The organism is Streptococcus sp. HMSC077D04, assembly GCF_001808785.1.
Classification (GTDB): Bacteria; Bacillota; Bacilli; order Lactobacillales; family Streptococcaceae; genus Streptococcus; species Streptococcus mitis_BX.
Window position 1 is genome coordinate 44765 of the sequence record NZ_KV794529.1, and the last position, 15480, is coordinate 60244.

12 protein-coding genes, 1 tRNA gene and 1 pseudogene are annotated in these 15480 nt (G+C 39.0%); 4 read left to right on the forward strand and 10 right to left on the reverse strand.

The window, feature by feature from the left end; genetic code table 11:
- Positions 1–3: 3 nt before the first annotated feature.
- Complete coding sequence (locus HMPREF2701_RS04025; protein ID WP_070482192.1) at positions 4–1443, forward strand: TrkH family potassium uptake protein; 1440 nt, start codon at positions 4–6, stop codon at positions 1441–1443.
- Between the two features lie 43 nt (positions 1444–1486).
- On the opposite strand, the gene HMPREF2701_RS04030 is transcribed toward HMPREF2701_RS04025, so the two are convergent.
- The 5 genes and pseudogenes from HMPREF2701_RS04030 to HMPREF2701_RS04045 all read right to left on the reverse strand — a co-directional run bounded on the left by HMPREF2701_RS04030 (position 1487) and on the right by HMPREF2701_RS04045 (position 6515).
- Positions 1487–2290: an ABC transporter ATP-binding protein gene (locus tag HMPREF2701_RS04030; RefSeq protein ID WP_000157661.1), complete on the reverse strand. Its 804-nt coding sequence runs from the start codon at positions 2288–2290 to the stop codon at positions 1487–1489.
- 12 nt (positions 2291–2302) lie between these two features.
- Complete coding sequence (locus HMPREF2701_RS04035) at positions 2303–3196, reverse strand: ABC transporter permease (protein WP_061590051.1); 894 nt, start codon at positions 3194–3196, stop codon at positions 2303–2305.
- 11 nt (positions 3197–3207) lie between these two features.
- The gene (locus tag HMPREF2701_RS04040; RefSeq protein WP_061590050.1) at positions 3208–4185 is read right to left on the reverse strand and encodes an ABC transporter substrate-binding protein; all 978 of its coding nucleotides are present in this window, start codon (positions 4183–4185) and stop codon (positions 3208–3210) included.
- Between the two features lie 382 nt (positions 4186–4567).
- Positions 4568–4687 (reverse strand): annotated as a pseudogene (locus HMPREF2701_RS11015) (IS630 family transposase); the annotation flags it as partial.
- Positions 4688–4889: 202 nt separating this feature from the next.
- The gene (locus tag HMPREF2701_RS04045; protein WP_070482194.1) at positions 4890–6515 is read right to left on the reverse strand and encodes a malolactic enzyme; all 1626 of its coding nucleotides are present in this window, start codon (positions 6513–6515) and stop codon (positions 4890–4892) included.
- Positions 6516–6787: 272 nt separating this feature from the next.
- On the opposite strand from HMPREF2701_RS04045, the gene HMPREF2701_RS04050 reads away from it, so the two are divergent.
- Both HMPREF2701_RS04050 and HMPREF2701_RS04055 read left to right on the forward strand, forming a co-directional pair.
- On the forward strand, positions 6788–7138 hold the full coding sequence (locus tag HMPREF2701_RS04050; protein ID WP_000208712.1) for a helix-turn-helix domain-containing protein: 351 nt from the start codon (positions 6788–6790) through the stop codon (positions 7136–7138).
- A gap of 127 nt (positions 7139–7265) precedes the next feature.
- Positions 7266–8144 carry a LysR family transcriptional regulator gene (locus tag HMPREF2701_RS04055; RefSeq protein WP_070482196.1) on the forward strand — a complete coding sequence of 293 codons (879 nt, stop codon included), beginning with the start codon at positions 7266–7268 and terminating at the stop codon, positions 8142–8144.
- A gap of 439 nt (positions 8145–8583) precedes the next feature.
- Here HMPREF2701_RS04055 and HMPREF2701_RS04060 read toward each other — a convergent pair whose 3' ends face one another.
- From HMPREF2701_RS04060 to HMPREF2701_RS04080, 5 genes are all read right to left on the reverse strand, one after another.
- Entirely contained in the window at positions 8584–9510 is a 927-nt protein-coding gene (locus tag HMPREF2701_RS04060) for an ATP-binding cassette domain-containing protein (protein ID WP_001291284.1), read from the reverse strand.
- Between the two features lie 10 nt (positions 9511–9520).
- Positions 9521–10588, reverse strand: a complete 1068-nt coding sequence (locus HMPREF2701_RS04065; RefSeq protein WP_000159550.1) for an ABC transporter ATP-binding protein — start codon at positions 10586–10588, stop codon at positions 9521–9523.
- An 8-nt stretch (positions 10589–10596) separates the two neighbouring features.
- Positions 10597–11523 (reverse strand): oligopeptide ABC transporter permease OppC, encoded by a 927-nt coding sequence (gene oppC, locus HMPREF2701_RS04070; protein ID WP_000103691.1) that lies wholly within the window; start codon positions 11521–11523, stop codon positions 10597–10599.
- Positions 11523–13019, reverse strand: a complete 1497-nt coding sequence (locus HMPREF2701_RS04075) for an ABC transporter permease (RefSeq protein ID WP_020902008.1) — start codon at positions 13017–13019, stop codon at positions 11523–11525. Before HMPREF2701_RS04075 ends, oppC begins: the two co-directional genes overlap by 1 nt.
- Before the next feature lie 66 nt (positions 13020–13085).
- Entirely contained in the window at positions 13086–15074 is a 1989-nt protein-coding gene (locus HMPREF2701_RS04080) for a peptide ABC transporter substrate-binding protein (protein WP_000749582.1), read from the reverse strand.
- A gap of 161 nt (positions 15075–15235) precedes the next feature.
- Between HMPREF2701_RS04080 and HMPREF2701_RS04085 the strand changes: the two genes are divergently transcribed.
- Positions 15236–15306 (forward strand) — tRNA-Cys (locus HMPREF2701_RS04085).
- Positions 15307–15480: the final 174 nt, after the last annotated feature.

Consider the following 15480-nt stretch of genomic DNA (forward strand, 5'->3'; position numbering starts at 1 on the left):
GAAATGAATAAAAGTATGATTCGTTACCTCCTTTCAAAATTACTTTTGATTGAAGCTGTTCTTCTTTTGGTTCCTGTAGCTGTTGCTATCTATTACCGTGAATCGAGCCAAGTCTTTACGGCCCTCTTTTCAACAATAGGGATTCTCGTATTACTAGGTGGTTCAGGAATTTTACAAAAGCCAAAAAATCAACGGATTTATGCTAAGGAGGGAATCTTGATTGTGGCCCTCTGTTGGATCCTTTGGTCCTTCTTTGGCGGTCTCCCCTTTGTCTTTGCTAGACAAATTCCCAGTGTTATCGATGCTTTTTTTGAAATCAGTTCTGGCTTTACAACTACTGGAGCAACTATTCTGAACGACGTTTCGGTCCTCAGCCGTTCCCTCCTCTTCTGGCGAAGTTTTACCCACTTGATTGGAGGGATGGGAGTGCTTGTTTTTGCACTTGCTATTATGGATAATGCCAAAAATAGTCACCTAGAAGTAATGAAGGCTGAGGTTCCTGGTCCTGTTTTCGGTAAGGTTGTATCCAAACTTAAAAACACTGCCCAGATTCTCTATCTCCTTTATCTAGCTCTCTTCTCCCTCTTTGTCATCATCTATTATCTGGCTGGCATGCCCCTATTTGATAGTTTTGTCATTGCTATGGGAACAGCGGGAACTGGGGGCTTTACCGTCTATAACGATGGAATTGCCCACTATGGTAGCTCACTGATTACCTATCTGGTTAGTATCGGAGTTCTGGTTTTTGGGGTAAATTTCAACCTTTATTACTACCTCATGCTCCGTCGTGTCAAGGCCTTCTTTGGTGACGAAGAACTTCGGGCTTACTTGGTCATCGTGCTGGTTTCGACAGGCTTGATTAGCCTCAATACCCTCTATCTCTACTCAGGATTTTCCAAGAGCTTTGAAATGGCCTTCTTCCAGGTTTCCAATATCATTACAACGACTGGTTTTGGTTACGGAGACATTACCAACTGGCCCCTCTTCTCCCAGTTTATCCTCCTCTTCCTCATGGGAATCGGTGGTTCTGCTGGTTCAACCGCAGGTGGACTCAAGGTTATTCGAGGCCTCATCCTTTCAAAAATTGCTAAAAATCAGATTTTGTCAATCCTATCGCCCCACCGTGTTTTGACCCTCCATGTTAATAAAACGGTGATTGACAAAGATACCCAGCATAAGATTCTCAAGTACTTTGTCATCTATTCTATGATTTTGCTATCCCTTATCTTTATTGTCAGCCTAGATAGCAATGATTTTCTGGTTGTGACCAGCGCTGTCTTTAGCTGTTTCAATAATATTGGGCCTATCCTAGGAACCACTTCTAGTTTCTCAATCTTTAGTCCTATCTCAAAAATTCTCCTCTCCTTTGCAATGATTGCAGGGCGCTTGGAGATATACCCAATCCTACTTCTCTTTATGAAGAGAACTTGGTCTAAGAGATAAAATACAACCACACCTTGTGTCTTACAAAGTGTGGTGTTTTTCTTTATCCCAGAACCAATTCATCACTGACTAGACTTTGGCCACTATTTTTCTGGAAGAGATGCATGAGATCTTCAACTGTCAGATGCTTTTTCTCCTCTCCCTTGACATCCACCACTATCTTGCCTTGATAGAGCATAATGAGACGATTACCATACTCAATCGCATGGTTCATATCATGGGTAATCATCAAAGTCGTCAACTGATGGTGTTCCACAATCTTTTGCGTCAAATCCATCACCATTTGACTAGTTTTTGGATCAAGGGCCGCAGTATGTTCATCCAAAAGCAAAAGTTTGGGTTTCACCAGAGCTGCCATGACTAGGGTCAAGGCCTGTCTTTGTCCTCCTGAGAGATATTGAGTATCTACTTTCAAGCGATTTTCAAGGCCAATATTCAGCTCTTTCAAGGCCTCTTGGAACTGGATTCTATCCTTCTCCTTCACTCCCCAACCAAGCCCTCTCTTCTGCCCGCGTCTCAAGGCAATAGCCATATTCTCCTCAATCGTCAAACGAGAAGCTGTTCCCATCTTAGGATCTTGAAAAACACGGGCGATATCCTTGGCTCTCTTTCTTACACTCAGATTTTTAATGGATTTACCTGCCAATAAAAGGTCCCCTTCATCCACCGATAGATTGCCAGCCAAGATATTCATCAAAGTGGATTTCCCTGCTCCATTTCCACCAATCACAGAGATAAAATCTCCCTCTTCAACTTCTAAATCTAATCCTTTGAGGACATGGTTCTCATTGACCGTCCCTGCTTCAAATGTTTTGTGAATATTTTCAAGTGTTAACAAACTTGCCATAACTTTCTCCTCCTATTCATTTCTCAATTTTAGACCACGAATCTTTAATCTCTTTTGCAATTCTGGCGCAAATAAAACTAAGGCTAACAAGATTGCATTAAAGAGACGAACCAGGTTTTGATCTAGATTTGGAATTTCATAGATATTTAAAATAATCAAACGGTAAACAATAGCACCGATTCCGATGGATAACAAGCGGCCTCCAATGGTCAAGTCGTGTATCAAAACTTCCGCAATAATGACTGCACTCAAACCAACAACGATAGTTCCTGTCCCAGAGGTTACGTCTGAAAATCCATCATTTTGGGCGAACAAGGAACCACATAGGGCAATCAAACCGTTTGAAATCATGTAACCAACAATCTTCATGGTGTCGACATTGACCCCATTGGCCTCACTCATCGGAATATTGTCCCCGGTCGAACGCAAGACCAAACCAATCTCCGTTTTCATCAAAAGTGTCAAGACCAAACAAACAAGTAAGAGACAGGCTAAGCTGAGTGAAAAAACAGCTTCTTCATTTGTCAGACCAAAGTTCGCTAATTCTTTAAAGACCGTTGCAGAATCTCCCAAGGAAAGATTGGGCACGCTACCCATGATTTTAATATTGATTGAATAAAGCCCTGTCAAGGTCACAATCCCTGTCAAGAGAGCAGGAATTTTCATCTTGGTGTGGAGCATTCCTGATACAAGACCTGCTACCATACCTGCCAGCAAAGCCAGTAAGGTCGCAATCCAAGGATTTGTACCTGCCTGTATCTGTGATACAACGACAGCTGCCCCCAGTGGAAAGGCACCTTCAGCAGTCATATCCGCAATATCCAAAATACGGAAAGTCAAGTAGACCCCAATCGCCATAATCGACCACAACAAACCTTCTGATAAACTAGATAACACAAAATTCATCTTAAACCTCCTTATTCCTTGCCTTCTAACTTACTAATATCAATTCCTAGTGCATCTGCCATTTCTTGATTGGTATGCAATTCCAGTTTTTCAGGCAACTCAACTGCTATATTTTCTGGCTTTTCACCTTTTAAGACACGAATCAACATGCGTGCTGTCTGACGCCCCAATTCTTCATAATTGGTTCCGTAGTTATACAAGCCACCAACAGCAATCATTTCTGTTGAACCACCAAATACTGGAACCTTGTGTTTAATAGAAACCTGCTTAACTGTTTCCATGGTTGATGAAATAATATTATCCGTTGGGACAAAAACCATATCCACCTCTGCCATCAAGCTCTCTGCAGCAGCCTTGACGTTGTTACTGTCCAAGATTGTTTTTTCAACAACGGTAAAGCCTTTTTCTTCCAGAAGTCGCTTAGCTTCATCCTTTTGGACAACTGAATTGGGCTCGCTCTGAGTATAGAGGATTCCAATCGTTTTAGCTTTTGGCAACACTTTCTTTATCAAATTGATTTGGGTTGAAATGGCATCTGATGACTGATCGCTTGTCCCAGTTACATTGCCCCCAGGATGTTCTCTTGACTCAACCAACTTGGCACTGACAGGATCTGTTACCGCTGAAAAGATAACAGGCGTCGTTTGTGTTGTATTGGCCAAGCTCTGAGCAGAAGGCGTTGCGATAGCTAGAACGACATCACTAGATTCTGCTAGTTTCTGGGAAATCGTTTTTAGATTTCGTTGTTCTCCCTGTGCATTTTGCAAATCAATCTCAATATTTTTCCCCTCAACATAGCCTTGCTTGGACAACTCATCCACAAACCCTTCTCTAGTAGCGTCCAAAGATTGATGAGTAATAAACTGCGAAATACCGATACGAAATACATCTTTTTTCTTATCTGCCTTCAACTGATGTAAACTAATCAGAGAGGTCAAGAGAATCCCCACTACCAAGAGGGGTGCTAGTAATTTTCGAACAACTTTCATAATGAAACTCCTTCTCAGAAAAGATAAAACAAAAAACCGCCTAGATACTATCTAAACGGATGCTTGAAATAATCTAACAAGTTATAACTTTGCTAGTCCATTTAGATATTCATCTATATGGACCACAATCAAAAATCTTAGCCACATAGATACAAACAAATTGCTTGAACTGTTTGCATCCATGGTGACATGTCTACAAACACTATCTAAAGTAGCTAAAGTAAAAGTTTTGATTCATCGTTACAGCTTGTTTCTTATTCATTTCTTTTTCTGCTTTCTTTTTTGATGTTTCCTATCTTACCACCTTTTTCATTAGCTGTCAAGAATATTTCAGAATTTTTTAAAATTTTTTGAAAATTCTTTCATAATTCTTTTAGGATAATTTCAAAGATTTGCCCATTAGACAAAATAGAACGATTTGAAGACTTTTATGGTATTTAGTTGTACTAGAGTCTTTTAAAAGTGTTTTGATAACTTGTATTTCTTCTTTGGTTGATTTCATATCACTATTATATAATGCATTTTGATTGTAGTGTAGTATTAAACTGACTCTTGGCAGTCGGACAAAAAATCGACAGTTATTTTATATTGTTTAAAACCAATAGTCAATACGACAATCTCTTTACTTTTCGGTTATCAACTCTGTAGATTGCTAACATATCCAAAATAAGCCAAGTATCCCGAGGATAGGCAGCAAAAATGAATTATTTATACTCTGGATACCACTTCAAATCACGAACTGCTTTGACCATATCTGTTTCCTTAGCGCGTGCAAGACCTTGCTCTTGTGCTTTTTTAGCGACTGCTTCTGCTACTTTAATAGAAACATCTGCTACATACTTGAATGGTGGCAAGACAGGAGCTCCTGGTTGGCCTGGATTGACAATACCACTCAATGAATGCGCCGCTGCTCCAATCATTTCATCAGTCAAAAGACTTGCTTCAGAAGCCAGCATACCTAGACCAAGACCTGGGTAAATCAGGGCATTATTTGCTTGACCAATCACATAGTCTACACCTTTATAAGAAACCGTATCAGCAGGAATTCCTGTTGCGACAAAAGCTTTGCCATCTGACCATTCAATCAAATCTTTGGCACTAGCTTCTGCCAATTTAGTTGGGTTTGACAAAGGGAAGATCATTGGATGTTCTGTGTTTTCACACATAGCTTCTACTATTTCTTTAGTGAAGGTATTAGGCTGAGTTGAAGTTCCTACAAGAATGGTTGGCTTCACAGTCTTCACTACTTCAAGCAGGTCAGTCAACTTATCTGCGTTACTAAAGTCAGCACGTTTCTTAGCAAATGGTTTTTGCTCTGGTGTCAAGTCATCCATGTCATCAAAGAGAAGACCTTGTTTATCAACCATAAAGAACCGTTTATAGGCTTCTTCTTCAGAAAGACCTTCACTTACCATTTCACGAAGAACACGAGAGGCAATTCCTGCACCCGCAGTACCACCACCATAGCAAAGATAAACTTGATCTATTAATTTTTCACCACTAATATCCAGCGAACCAAAGATACCACCCAAGGTAACGATTCCTGTACCTTGAATATCATCATTAAAGGTCGGAATTTGTTTCCGGTATTTTTCAAGAATATTGGCTGCATTCAAGCGGCCGAAGTCTTCCCAGTGAAGGTAGAGTTTAGGAAAGAGACGTTCTGCTGTTTGAACAAATTGGTCAATGAAGTCGTAGTAACGATCTCCGCGGACCCGTTCGTGACGATTTCCTAAGTAATTAGAATTGTTACGAAGTTCTTCACGGTTAGTCCCTGCATCAATGACTAAAGGAAGGACCATCGAAGGATCGATTCCAGCAGCACCTGTATAGACCATCAATTTCCCAACAGAAATATCGACACCATTTGTTCCCCAGTCGCCAATTCCAAGGATTCCTTCTGCATCTGTTACAACAATGAGACGAATCTCGCGACCCCCGGCAGCGTTTTTCAAAGTAGCTTCAATATTTTCAGGATGATTGATATCAAGATATCCCGCATATTGGGGATCTACAAAAAGATCACTATAGCCTTCAATCGTATCTGCAATGGTTGGATCATATACAATTGGATTGAATTCTTTCAAATGTTGAGAAAAGAGGTAATAGAAAAGAGTCCTGTTGGTATTAAAAATTTCCATTAGGAAAAGACGTTTTTCCAAATCATTGGCTTTTGTTTGCATTTGTGCATAAGTTTGCGCCGCTTGTTCTTCAATCGTTTGAACATACGGTGGCAGTAAACCAATAAGGCCTAGTTCCTTTCGCTCCTCTAAGGTAAAGGCAGTACCTTTATTGAGGAAAGGATTGTTTAAAATATCATGTGCAGTCATAGTGCAAGCTCCTTTTTACTTATATTATACCACATGAAACGAATTGTTCGTAAAACGTTGTTGTTTAAATAATACAATTGTATACGCATATGTTATAAATTTCTGAACTCATCAAACTCTCGATGATCTCTCTTTACTAAAAGTTTCGAGTAAAATAAACCAATCATACAAATTGACAATCCTCATTAAAATAAATATCATCTAGGTATGTTATGTAATACTTTGTATTTTTTAAGGTGTTTTTTGTCATATAAAACTTGTATTCTATTTATATGACAACTAAAAACTATTTACAACAATATATTTCCCAAAAAGTGAAATATTTTCGAACACAGAATAAAATGAGCCAGGAAGAACTTTCGGAACAAGCAGGACTCGGGCTTAAGTATATCAATCAACTTGAAAACCAAAATGTGAATCTGACCATTCACAGTCTTGAAAAAGTGATTGACGCCCTAGAAATGACCCCAGAGGAATTTTTCAATTTTGATAGCCTTGAATCAACCTCTGATAAGAGTGACAATCTTTCACTCAAAAGAATCAACATGAAGATTAAACAGCTCCCTATTGATAAACGAGAAAAAATGTTGGTCATTTTTGAGAGTATCTTAGATAATCTTTGAAATCCCTGACTCACTTACATTTTAACTGGTGAATACTCGTATAGTCAAATTGTAGGATACGGATAAAAATTATTTATCTGCTGTTTTCCACTTATTTTCCTTCTCCAACTAATGAAAGTGAACCCATATGAATTTAAAAGATCTACAATATTTTTATGACCTCTGCCAGCTTCAATCCTATACGGAAGTAGCAAAACAACATAAAGTCAGCCAACCATCTATTTCTTATGCTATCAAGCGCTTAGAGGAAGCCTTTAACTGCAAATTGATTCACCATGACCCCTCGCATCGTTCCTTCAAGCTAACTCCTCAAGGACAAATCCTTCTAAAGCATACAGAACTGATCTTACCTGAGGTCATTTCTACTCAAAAAGAAATTAACCGCTCCTTGGCACAATACTCTACTGTAGGATTCCCTCCTATTATCATTCAGTATCTCTTCGCTGCCTTAAACGAAAAAGATAAATTCGATTTTTTAAAAAAGATACGCCCTATCCGCGGTGGCTCCGTAGAGTTATTAAACCTTCTCCTTAAGGGAGACCTTAATGCAAGCCTACTCGGTTTAATTGAACCTCTCAATTATCCTTCAATAGAGACACACGAGCTATTTCATAAAGAACTGTATGTCGTTTTATCTAAGAACCATCCTTTTGCCACTGTTCCTTCCCTCGCTTTTGAAGAATTAGTAGATCAATCCTTTATACTCTTAGACGAACACTTTGTTCACCTGAAAGCTTTTGAAATACTTAATCAAAAGTATCAAAACAAGGCAGAAATATTCTTTAAGACGGATGATATTGTCATTCTTAAAGAACTTTTAAAGAAAGGGATTGGCCTTAGTTTACTGGCTGATATCGCACTTTCTGATGAAGATGATGATTTAATAAAAATCCCTCTTATACCGAAGGATAAGATAACTTTTACAGTTTATTACGCTTACCTTAAATCAGCTACACCGTCATCAGAAATAGAAGCCTTATTTAAACTCCTTAAATCATATGAATAGAAAAACTCTAACTATCAATGAACTGATAGCTAGAGTTTTTTACATTGTAGATATTATACTCAATGAAAATCAAAAAGCAAACTAGGAAGCTAGCCGCAGGCTGCTCAAAACACTGTTTTGAGGTTGCAGATAGAACTGACGAAGTCAGTCACATATATACGATAAGGCGACGCTGACGTGCTTTGAAGAGATTTTCGAAGAGTATTAGACTATAGTAGATTGAAGCTAGAGTAATACGCCGCGACTTCTATAACTTTTCTAGAAATTAATTTGACTTTCCTAATCAAGTTGTTAAGATTTTATTTCATCTCACTATAATTCAATGATTTTCTAAGAATTCTATTTCTCTCGAAAACTCTTTCAAAGTTTTTTCAAATCAGTCCAACAAAAAAGGTTTATAATTCCCATATCAATTTTTATGGAAATTATAAAACCATTATTAGTTTAACCCTTGTTGGTAACGCGCCAATTCGGCTTGGTTAGCCCAAACATAGTGACCTGGACGGATTTCTACCATAGATGGCTTATCAGTCTCATAGTCGTGTTGACTTGGGTCGTAAACTTTCAAGACCTTCTTACGTTCCAAGATTGGATCTGGGATTGGTACCGCTGAAAGCAAGGCTTGAGTATATGGGTGAATTGGATTGTTAAACAATTCTTCTGTTTCTGCAACCTCTACAATAACACCCTTGTAAATAACTGCGATACGATCTGAAATAAAGCGAACGACAGACAAGTCATGGGCGATGAAGAGATAGGTCAAACCAAGTTCTTTTTGGAATTTTTTGAGCAAGTTCAAGACTTGAGCACGCACAGAAACGTCCAAGGCTGAAATGGGCTCATCCGCAATAACAAAGTCTGGTTGCATGACCAAGGCACGGGCAATACCGATACGTTGACGTTGACCACCTGAGAATTCATGAGGGTAACGAGTCAAGTGCTCAGCAAGAAGCCCCACTTCACGGATAATATTTTTAACTTTCTCTTTACGTTCTTCTTCATCCTTGAACAGATGATGATTGTAAAGACCTTCAGAAATAATATAATCAACAGTCGCACGTTCATTCAAACTTGCGGCAGGATCTTGAAAAATCATCTGGATACGACGAATCAATTCTGCAGCTTGTTCACGCGATTTCTTACCATTAATCTTTTGACCATCAAAAATGATATCCCCATTACTTGTATCATTAAGACCGATGATGGCACGACCAATAGTTGTTTTCCCACTACCTGACTCACCTACAAGCGAGAAAGTTTCTCCCTTGTTGATAAAGAAGTTAGCATTTTTAACTGCGACAAACTTCTTACTTCCTTCACCGAAGGAAATTTCTAAATCTTTGATTTCTACTAATTTTTCAGACATTTCCTTCCTCCTAGTCAGCCAGATGGGCAAATCCCATTTTTTCACGAATCTTATCATGGAGATTTGCAATCACAGCTGGTTTTTCTACTTTTGGAGCATCCTCATGAAGTAGCCAAGTTTTAGCCCAATGTGTCTCTGATACTGAGAATTGAGGAGCTTTTTGTTCGAAGTCAATCTGCATTGCATAGTCAGAACGCAAGGCAAAGGCATCCCCTTTCAGGTCAGTATAAAGTGACGGAGGTGTTCCTGGGATTGAGTAAAGATCCCCTTTATCATCAGCAAGCTGAGGCAAGCTAGACAAGAGACTCCATGTATATGGATGGCGAGGGTCATAGAAGACTTCCTCAACAGTTCCATACTCAACGATTTCTCCTGCATACATAACCGCTACCTTATCTGCAATACTTGCCACCACACCAAGGTCGTGGGTGATAAAGATTGTTGTGAAATGGTACTCGTTTTGTAAAGATTTCAACAAATCAATAATCTGAGCTTGGATGGTCACATCCAAGGCAGTCGTTGGCTCATCACAAATCAAGACATCAGGTCGGCAGGCAAGAGCAATCGCAATAACGATACGTTGACGCATTCCTCCAGAATATTGGAATGGGTATTCATCAAAACGTCTATCTGCATCTGGAATCCCAACCTTATTCATGTAGTCAATGGCCAATTCTTTCGCTTCTTTAGCTGTTTTTCCTTGGTGTTTTACAATAACTTCTGTAATCTGACTACCAATTGTTTTAATTGGGTCCAAACTAGTCATTGGATCTTGGAAGATAGTCGCAATCTTAGCGCCACGAATTTGTTCCCAATCCTTGTGAGAAGATAAAGCTGTCAAATCTTGACCACGGTAGTCAATACTACCTTGGGCAATGCGACCGTTTTCTTCAAGCATACCTGTGAATGTCTTTGTCAAAACAGATTTCCCTGATCCTGACTCACCTACCAAGGCTAATACTTCTCCTTCAACTAGTTCAAGGGAAACGCCGCGAATGGCTGTCAATACTTTGTCACGAACGTCAAATTCCACGACAATATCGCGAGCAGTCAAAATTACATTTTTTTCTTTTGTCATTTCTACTCCTATCTATGTGTACGTGGATCACTAGCATCCGCTAAGTTTTGACCAACTACGAAAAGGGATAAGGATACCAAGACAAGAGTTGTCAATGGAATCCAGAACAAGTAAGCATTGGTTGTTACGTTTTGTGAATAATCCGAAATCAAACGACCCAAACTTGGCACGGTAATTGGTAATCCAAGACCGAAGAATGACAAGAAGGCTTCGTATGAGATAAAGCTTGGAAGCATTTGAGTCATGGTTGTCACAATAACAGATACCAATTGAGGCATGATATTTTTGGCAACAATCTTCAAGGTTGGTGTTCCCAGAGTACGTGACGCCAAGTTGTATTCCAAGTCACGATAACGCAAGATTTGCACACGGATCATGAAGGCAATCCCAATCCATGTCGTCACACTCATGGCAAAAATCAGATTCCAGAATCCAGCTCCGATTGAGTAAGTCAAGACAATGACAATCAAAAGAGATGGGATGTTTGAGATGACGTTATAAACTTCCATCATCACGCGGTCAACTGATTTTGAAATTCCCCAAATACCACCGACAAAAACACCGATAACCAAGTTAATTACTGTCGCAATCACAGAAATGAGGATAGAGTTACGAGCTCCGAACCAGACACCGTCAAAAAGAGATTTACCGTTACTGTCTGTACCGAACCAATGCTCAGCATTTGGCTTGATATAACGAGCACTAAAGTCGTTTACCTTGCTGACATCATTGAAATCAAACTTAGAAAACATTGGGTAGATGAAACTCATCAAAATGATAGCTACCAAGATTCCCAACATGACTACAGTTGATTTCTTCTTCATAAATTGTCTAAACACTGAACCCCAGTATGAATAAGCTGGCGCATCAATAGCTTCAGAGGCAAAATCGTCACGTTTTACAAACTGAAATTTTTCTTTATCGATTGTAGACATTATTTGCCTCCTTTCTCAGTCAATTTAATACGTGGGTCAATAATAGTCATCCAAATATCTCCCAAAAGAAGTGAGAAGATAGAAATACATGTAAAGATGAAGACAAGACCAACGACCATAGAGTTATTAGATGCTTTTACAGAGTCAATCAACATTTTACCCATACCTGGGAAGGCGAAGACTGTTTCAGTAAGGGTTGCACCACCAATAACCCCGATAACGGCACCAGGAATTCCTGAAACCAGCGGAACCATGGCATTTTTAAAGATGTGTTTGTTTGAAATTTCTTTTTCAGACAAACCTTTGGCACGAGCAAAACGAACAAAGTCCTGTGATTGCAAGTCAATCATGTAACGACGAATCCAAATAGCTGTACCAGGAGCACCCAACAAACCAAGAATCACTGCTGGTAAAACATACGAACGCCAATCTCCAGCACCCAAAATAGGGAATGAATCTGGAAGACCAATTGATGATCCAATCAAACGAACAATGTAAACCAAGGCAATGGTTGGAAGGGCCATCAAGAAGGTCAAAAACCCTGTTGAGAAGCTATCAATCCAAGTATTCTTGAAGCGAGCCATAGCTGAACCAAGTGGCACGGCAATCGCATAAGAAATCACCAAACCAATCAATCCAACGACTGCAGAGCTAGCAATCATAGAAGGATATTGGTAGTTGCTTTCAGTTGCAGTATATGGGTCATCTTTCCCATAGTTAGCTACTTCACGAGAATCAGCCTGACTAGGCGATTTGTAGGTTCTTGAGTAGATATTAACTGAAGATGTTTTCTTACCAGTTGGGAATTGCACTTCTGATGTCTTAGTTTGACCTTGTCCTTGTGTGATAACTTGAAGCACAGGAGTATTAGCATAAGTTGGATATGAATCACCCAAATTCAAGTTCACAAAGTTTTGGTGAACAAATGGGAACTGACTATTGAAGTACAAGAGGTACTTGTGTTTAGTCCCTGAACCTACCAGAGACCAGCCGATAGCGGGATCATTTTCAAAACGCAAATAACGCTCCAAATTTGGATTTTCTGGGTCCTGAATCTTGTTTGTGTGGTCGATATCAAGCAAGTTTGCATAGAATTTAAACACACGTTCAAAAATTGGAATTTCACGTGTAGCGTAGAATTGGCCACTTTCAGTAAATTCTCCCAGGGTCCAACCATGACCGATTTGTTTGATGTATTTTTCATAGATAGCCTTGTTGGTATCATTGGCTTCAACTGTTACAGAAGCATCCATCTGGCTAGCTTTTTCTTGCAACTCTTTGGTATCGTAGTACTCGATATAGCCCATACGCTCATAAACGGTATTCTCATAGTTATCACGTTTATCAGCAGTTGTAGCAATCTTGTTATAGTTGGTATCCTGTTTGAAAATCAATTTTCGAGGAACCATTGTATAGATAATCGTGTAAGTCAAGGTTGTTACTAAGAAGATAGAAACCAATGACCGCAAAACACGCATAAAAATATATTTTTTCATATCATTTCCTTTAAAAATCCCAAAAGAACCTTCTCCTCATGGAGAGAAAGTTCTATTGAAAATTATTTACTTCACATGACTTGCCAATTCTTTTTGAGCTTTCTCGTTTGACTCAGTCTTTTCTTTCAACCATTTTTCACGAGCTTTTTCATACTCTTCTTTGGTGATTGCTTTTTCACCAACTTCAGTGTACTTCAAGTATCCTGAATTTTCACCTTTAAGGCCGGCTACTGAATATGAAGAGCTAAATGGTAGAACTTTTGAAACATATGAAACGGCTGTTTCTTTTGGAGAAGCCATTACTGGAATTGTCAAAGCATTGTCAGTCAACCAAGCTTGTGCCACCGCGTATTTTTCATAACGTTTTTGAACATCTTGGTTTTCGCTGTTTGCGTCATCAAGTAATTTTCCATAGTCAGCTAAACCAAGTTTGCTTACTACTGATGCATCTGTGTTTTGGTCAATACCAAGGTAAAGACGAGTGCTTCCTCCCTTAAGGACGAATTGATCCAAGAAAGTAGAAGGATCTTGATAGTCAGGGTTCCATCCTAGCAAGGTATGGATATCCCAGTCTTGCTCTTTAGCTGTTGGAGCGCTAAATGAAATTGGTAAAGCTTCTGCTTGAGTCATTTGTTGTAAGTCTACAACAACATTATCTGAACCCAATACTTTTTCAATTGATTGTTTCAATGATTGAACACGGTTTACAACCGCTGTTGATTCTTGAATAACCAAGGCATCCAAGTGGATTGGGAACTCAACACCTTCAGCTTGTAGGCTTGATTTAGCTTTAGCAAAGACTTCTTTCGCTTTTTCTTCATTGTAAAGTCCATTTTGAGAATCTGCTAGAGACACGTTTGACCAAGTAGAAGAATTTGTCTTAGCCAAGCTATCTTGTACCAATTCACCAAATGTTTTCTTACCAACTTGAAGATTATAAGGTGCAAATGTATTACGGATAGCTACTGCAGCTCCATCAGTACCATTTGTTTGAGCTGAGTAAGAATTGCGATCGACAGCAAAGTTCAAGGCTTGACGGAATTCCTTGTTTAGCAATGCTTTCTGAGTAGATGTCTTTTGGGCATCACTTGTTTTGGCAGTGTGATTATACGTTGTACGGCCATAGTTCAAGCTGACAGTTGCAACACCCGCTCCTGGTTCATTAAAGTAAATGTTATCTTTAAAGTCAGCTGCATATTTTTCATATGTAGAACTTGTAGGGAAGATACGCGCCTTGCTATATTGACCATCAGCAAAACCTTTGGCAATCACATCTTGGTCCTTACCATCCCAGAAAGTGAACTTAACGTTCTCAATTTTTACATTTTCTTTGTCCCAGTAAGCATCATTTTTAGCCATCTCGATAGATGATTTTGGAGTTACAGATTTTAAGACAAATGGACCGTTATAAAGAATAGAGTTAGCATCTGTTGGGGCACCAAAACCTTCCCCTTTTGAAGTTAAGAATTCTTCATTAACCGGCATCAAAACACCACTAGTTGTCTTGTCATTCCAGAAAGTTTCTGGCTGGTTCAAGGTATATTCTAGTGTTTGATCATCAAGCGCTTTTACTCCAACGGTTGAAAAATCGCTTGTTTCACCCTTGATATAGGCTTCTAATCCCTTAATAGAAGAGCTAACGATTGAAAGTCCTTTTGATTTTCCATCTACGGCGTGTTTCAAACCAGTAACGAAGTCTTTAGCAGTTACAGGAGCGTATTCTTCTCCCTCTGCTGTCACCCATTTAGCATCCTTACGGATTTTATAGGTATAAGTCAAACCATCTTTTGAAACTGTCCATGATTCAGCAATAGAAGGAACCAGGTTACCATATTTATCATTAGCCAACAAACCATCTACAGCATTTGTTGTGACGAATGATGTTGAATCGATATTGCTGACGATATAATCCAAGGTTTCTGGATCTGTTTGATAAACATATTGGTAATCTTTTGCTAGTTTAGCATTATTTGAACTAGTGTTTGAACACGCAGCTAGAACTCCTGACGCTAATAAGGTAGCTCCCGCTACAGCAAGCACTTGACTTTTTTTCATTTATTTACTCCTCTTATAAATAAAGTATAGGTTATCATCAATTATATCATAGATTTCAAGAAAAGTAAACGAATTTTCAGAATATTTAGGCTTATTGATACAAAAAATCTGAAAAAGCTATTGACTGAAAATCATTTTCAAGGTATAATAATAAACGTTAAGGCGGTATAGCCAAGTGGTAAGGCACGGCTCTGCAAAAGCTTGATCGTCGGTTCAAATCCGTCTACCGCCTTCTATAACTTGATTTATCAGGTTTCATTTAAACAGAAAGCCCAATTTAAAGGGCTTTTTTTATTTTCTTCGGATAAATACATATAACTTACAAAAACTTTTGGGGTGAATTTGGGGCAGACTTCTTTTTAGGAGACAATCTTTTGATACTCAATGAAAATCAAAGAGCAAACTA